This is a genomic window from Sphingopyxis sp. NFH-91 (assembly GCF_021401285.1).
Taxonomy (GTDB): Bacteria; Pseudomonadota; Alphaproteobacteria; order Sphingomonadales; family Sphingomonadaceae; genus Sphingopyxis; species Sphingopyxis terrae_A.
Genome location: NZ_JACBGA010000034.1, coordinates 1 through 1,101 on the forward strand (window position 1 = coordinate 1; position 1,101 = coordinate 1,101).

At 63.1% G+C, this 1,101-nt stretch carries 1 protein-coding gene; it reads left to right on the forward strand.

Annotated features, from left to right (window positions below; genetic code table 11):
- Positions 1-157: 157 nt before the first annotated feature.
- The coding region (locus tag L0963_RS19590; RefSeq protein WP_234181518.1) for an IS256-like element ISSpma2 family transposase at positions 158-1,101 on the forward strand (944 nt) is incomplete at its 3' end.

Consider the following 1,101-nt stretch of genomic DNA (forward strand, 5'->3'; position numbering starts at 1 on the left):
GTTAGCGTCCGCGCTCGTGGTGTAATTTCCGGTGTAGGCGATGGTGTATTCCGGGGTGGGGCATGCCCCACCCCGGAATGCGGCGTCGCTGGTGGCCACCGGGTTCATCGTTATGGTGGAGTTTGCACACTTCAACCGTGACGAAGAGGAGTTCCCGATGACCGAGGACAGATTACTGATCGAAGAGCTGGCTGCAAAGGGCGGCCAACCGGATTTTTTGCGCACCATCGCCGAGAACGTGCTGCAGCTGATCATGGAGGCCGACGTTGATGGCCTGATCGGCGCGGGTCGCCACGAACGCAGCAGCGAGCGCGCGACCTGGCGCAACGGCTATCGCGACCGTTCGCTGGATACCCGGGTAGGCACGCTGAACCTGAAAATCCCCAAGCTGCGTGCTGGGTCCTATTTTCCGGGCTTCCTTGAGCCCCGCAAGATGGTCGAGAAAGCGCTGGTTGCGGTGATCCAGGAAGCGTGGATCGGCGGGGTCAGCACCCGGCGGGTCGATGAACTCGTCCAGGCCATGGGCATGACCGGCATCTCCAAGTCCACCGTCTCCAAGCTTTGCAAGGACATTGACGAGCGCGTCCATGCCTTTCTGAAACGCCCGCTCACCGGCGAATGGCCGTATCTCTGGCTCGATGCCACCTATCTCAAGGTACGCGAAGGCGGGCGGATCATCAGCGTTGCCGCAATAATCGCCATGGCCGTCAACACCGAGGGCCGGCGCGAGATCGTCGGCCTGCATATCGGCCCCTCGGAAGCGGAGGTCTTCTGGTCCGACTTCCTGAAGGACCTTGTTCGGCGCGGTCTTACCGGCGTGAAGCTGGTCATCTCCGATGCTCACGAGGGCCTCAAGGGCGCGATCACCCGCGTCATGGGCGCCACCTGGCAGCGCTGCCGGGTGCACTTCATGCGCAATGCCCTGTCCTATGTGCCCAAGGGCCAGAACACTGTCGTCGCCGCCGCGATCCGCCAGGTCTTCCTGCAGCCCGATCAGAAAAGCGCAACGCAGGTCTGGCGACAGGTCGCCGACCAGTTGCGCACCCGTTGGCCCAAGCTCGGCGCCTGCATGGACGAGGCCGAAACCGACGTGCTCGCCTA